Source organism: Catenibacterium sp., from assembly GCF_052354645.1.
Taxonomy (GTDB): domain Bacteria; phylum Bacillota_I; class Bacilli_A; order Erysipelotrichales; family Coprobacillaceae; genus Catenibacterium; species Catenibacterium mitsuoka_A.
Genome location: NZ_DAWDDM010000226.1, coordinates 1 through 3,282, shown reverse-complemented (window position 1 = coordinate 3,282; position 3,282 = coordinate 1). Strand labels below are relative to the sequence as shown.

Here is a 3,282-nt window from a genome sequence, read left to right as displayed (position 1 = left end):
CGTTAGATCGTCGTTAGTGTCAGATGTGTATTAGAGACTGTCCTTCTACTTATGCCACTATTATTGATACAATTCAGACTAGAGAATATGTCATTTTAGAAAAGAAAACATTCAAGCCTACTGAATCAGGTCTTTTGACTAATAAGAAACTTCTTGAATATTTTGATTCAATTATCAATGTAGACTATACTGCAAAGATGGAAAATGAGCTTGATGAAATTGCGAAGGGTCAGGATACTTATGTTCATGCTTTAACTGAATTTGAACAAGTATTTGAACCACTATTAGAAAAAGCCTATGATGGTATGGAAAAGATTGAACCACAAAAAACAGGAGAAAAATGTCCTGAGTGTGGTGGAGATCTTGTTATTAGAAAAGGAAGATTTGGAGAATTTGTAGCCTGCTCTAATTATCCAGAATGCAAATATGTTAAGGCTGATGAAAATAAGATCAATGAAGAAACAGGTGAGACATGTCCTCAATGTGGTTCTCCTATGATCTATAAAATGGGTCGTTTTGGACGCTTTGAAGCATGTTCTAATTACCCTAAATGTAAATATATCAAGCCTCAGAAGCTTGAAGAGACAGGTGAAACATGTCCTAACTGTGGCAGTCCAGTTGTATGGAAAAAGGGTCGTTTTGGTCCATTTAAAGCCTGCTCGAATTATCCAAAGTGTAAAACAATTATTAAAGAAAAGAAAAAGAAAGAAGAATAATGAACTGCCCATGCAGTTCATTTTCTTTATTGGAGGAAAATATGATTAAGGAAGTAAATGTCGTAGGTGGAGGTTTGGCTGGTGTCGAAGCGACTTATCAGCTTATTAAAGAAGGTATTCCTGTACATTTATATGAAATGAGACCAGTGAAAAAGACTGATGTTCATAAGACAAGTGATTTTGCGGAACTTGTATGTTCTAATTCATTACGTGCAGATGGTTTAAAGAATGCGGTTGGTGTATTAAAACAGGAAATGACAATGAATGATAGCTTGATTGTCAAGATGGCAAGAGACCATGCCGTACCTGCAGGAGGATCTTTGGCAGTCGATCGTGAAGGTTTTTCTCATGCAGTGACAGAATTTATTGAAAATCATCCTTTGGTCACTGTACACCGTGAAGAAGTGACAAAAATACCTGAAGGACCTACTATTATTGCCTCAGGACCTTTGACAAGTGATGCACTCGCAAAAGAAATTATGAATTTAATGGGTAATCAGGATTATTTTTATTTCTATGATGCAGCAGCTCCTATTGTCACAAAAGAATCTATTGATTTTAATAAAGCTTTTTATAAATCGCGTTATGATAAGGGTGATGGGGAATATATCAACTGTCCAATGACCAAAGAAGAATTTGATGCTTTCTATGATGCACTGATTAATGCGGAAGTTGTTAAGCCTCATGATTTTGAAGAAAAGTTCTTTGAAGGCTGTATGCCTTTTGAAGAAATCGCAAAAAGAGGTAAACAGACATTACTTTTTGGCCCAATGAAGCCTGTAGGACTAGAAAAGGATGGTCAGCGTTTTGAAGCAGTAGTTCAGTTAAGACAGGATAATGCGGTTGGGTCTCTCTATAATATTGTAGGATTCCAGACACATTTAAAATGGGGTGAACAGGACCGTATTATTCATATGATTCCAGGACTAGAAAATGCCTCTATTGTCCGTTATGGTATCATGCATCGTAACTGTTACTTCAATTCACCTACATATTTAAATCCTACATATCAGTTTAAGAATCGTGAGGATTTATTCTTTGCAGGTCAGATGACTGGTGTAGAAGGATATGTGGAATCTGCTCAGAGTGGTATTGTGGCTGGTAAAAATATGGTGAGATATTTAAAGGGAGAAGAATTACTAGTCTATCCTAGAGAAACAGTTATGGGATCTCTCGCTTATTATATTACTCATGCTTCTCCTAGTGATTTCCAGCCAATGAAGGCTAATTTTGGAATTCTTCCTGATTTAGAAGGTAAAGTGAAGAAAAAAGAAAAGAAAGAAAAATATGCACAACGTGCATTAGAAAAGATGGAAGAATTCATTCATGGATGAGAAGAAAACTTTTCTTCACTATCTTAAATATCAAAAGAACTACTCTGTACTTACTTTAGAATCTTATGATAGAGAATTGACTGATTTTCTTTTATTTGTAGGCAAAGAAAGTATTTCTTTACAGGAAGTAGATTACTATGTTATTCAGAATTATTTGATTCATTTAAATGAGAAGCACTTATCTCATACAACAATTAATCATTATTTGAGTTCTCTTAGATCTTTCTTTAAATATTTATGTAAACAGGAGATAGTTTCTTCTAATCCTTTTTCACAGGTTCATTCATTAAAGACAGGTAGTAGAAATCCTGATTTTCTTTATGTAGATGAAATGATGGGGTATCTAGACTCAATTGATACGCATACAGCTTTAGGCGTAAGAAATAAGGCTCTTCTAGAACTTATGTATGCATCAGGACTTCGTGTGAGTGAAGTTGTCTCATTACGTTTATCCCAGGTTGATTTTAATAGACAGATGCTTAGAGTATTAGGTAAAGGAAGTAAAGAAAGAGAAGTGCCATTTCATGATTATGCAAAGAAATGGTTACTAGAATATATAGATAATGATCGAGTAAGCATTATGAATGAATATCATGAAACACACGATTATGTATTTGTGAATAGAAGAGGAAGAAAGCTAACAAATAGGGGAGTAGAAAATATTATCGATCGTACAATGTATCTCTATGATCCTTTACGTAAGATTCATCCTCATACGATACGTCATTCTTTTGCGACTCATTTACTTGATGCAGGAATGGATATCCGTGTTGTACAAGAATTATTGGGTCATTCCTCTTTATCAACAACTCAGATTTATACCCATGTATCCCAAGAACACTTAAGAGAAGTATATAATCGTACCTGCCCTCGACAAGAATTTAAGAAAATTGAAAAAAATATTGACGATAAGGGTAATAAATGATACTATAATCAACGTTGTAGACCTCTGACTACAACCGCACATAAAAGGTATTAAATGCAAGTGCTGCCTTGGTTGGCGAGTCTAAGAGAAAAAAATATGAAGGAGGTACACTGATGTACGCAATTATTGAAACTGGTGGAAAACAGTTAAAGGTTGAAGCTGGAGATACTATTTTTGTAGAAAAGTTAGATGTTGAAGAAGGCACTGAATACACTTTCGAAAAGGTTCTTTTAGTTGGTGATAATGGTGTTAAAGTTGGTCATCCTAATGTAGAAGGTGCTAAGGTTACTGCAACTGTTCAAAAACA

At 34.8% G+C, this 3,282-nt stretch carries 4 protein-coding genes and 1 other annotated feature; all 4 genes read left to right on the top strand.

Annotated features, from left to right (window positions below):
• Positions 1-23 precede the first annotated feature (23 nt).
• Positions 24-716: a topoisomerase DNA-binding C4 zinc finger domain-containing protein gene (locus ACT8VG_RS09050; RefSeq protein ID WP_444195676.1), complete on the top strand. Its 693-nt coding sequence runs from the start codon at positions 24-26 to the stop codon at positions 714-716.
• A gap of 41 nt (positions 717-757) precedes the next feature.
• Entirely contained in the window at positions 758-2,050 is a 1,293-nt protein-coding gene (gene trmFO, locus ACT8VG_RS09045; protein ID WP_432269438.1) for a methylenetetrahydrofolate--tRNA-(uracil(54)-C(5))-methyltransferase (FADH(2)-oxidizing) TrmFO, read from the top strand.
• Positions 2,043-2,975, top strand: a complete 933-nt coding sequence (xerA, locus tag ACT8VG_RS09040) for a site-specific tyrosine recombinase/integron integrase (protein WP_217106828.1) — start codon at positions 2,043-2,045, stop codon at positions 2,973-2,975. The genes trmFO and xerA overlap by 8 nt, the downstream gene beginning before the upstream one ends.
• A 22-nt stretch (positions 2,976-2,997) precedes the next feature.
• Positions 2,998-3,068: a sequence feature (ribosomal protein L21 leader region), on the top strand.
• Positions 3,069-3,088: 20 nt separating this feature from the next.
• Positions 3,089-3,282: 50S ribosomal protein L21 (gene rplU / locus ACT8VG_RS09035; RefSeq protein ID WP_444195675.1), on the top strand; the 194-nt coding region annotated here is incomplete at its 3' end.

Excerpts from the sequence above, each read along its gene's own strand:
- ACT8VG_RS09050 (WP_444195676.1), top strand. The coding sequence starts at position 24 with ATGTGTATTAGAGACTGTCCTTCTACTTATGCCACTATTATTGATACA.
- trmFO (WP_432269438.1), top strand. The coding sequence starts at position 758 with ATGATTAAGGAAGTAAATGTCGTAGGTGGAGGTTTGGCTGGTGTCGAA.
- xerA (WP_217106828.1), top strand. The coding sequence starts at position 2,043 with ATGGATGAGAAGAAAACTTTTCTTCACTATCTTAAATATCAAAAGAAC.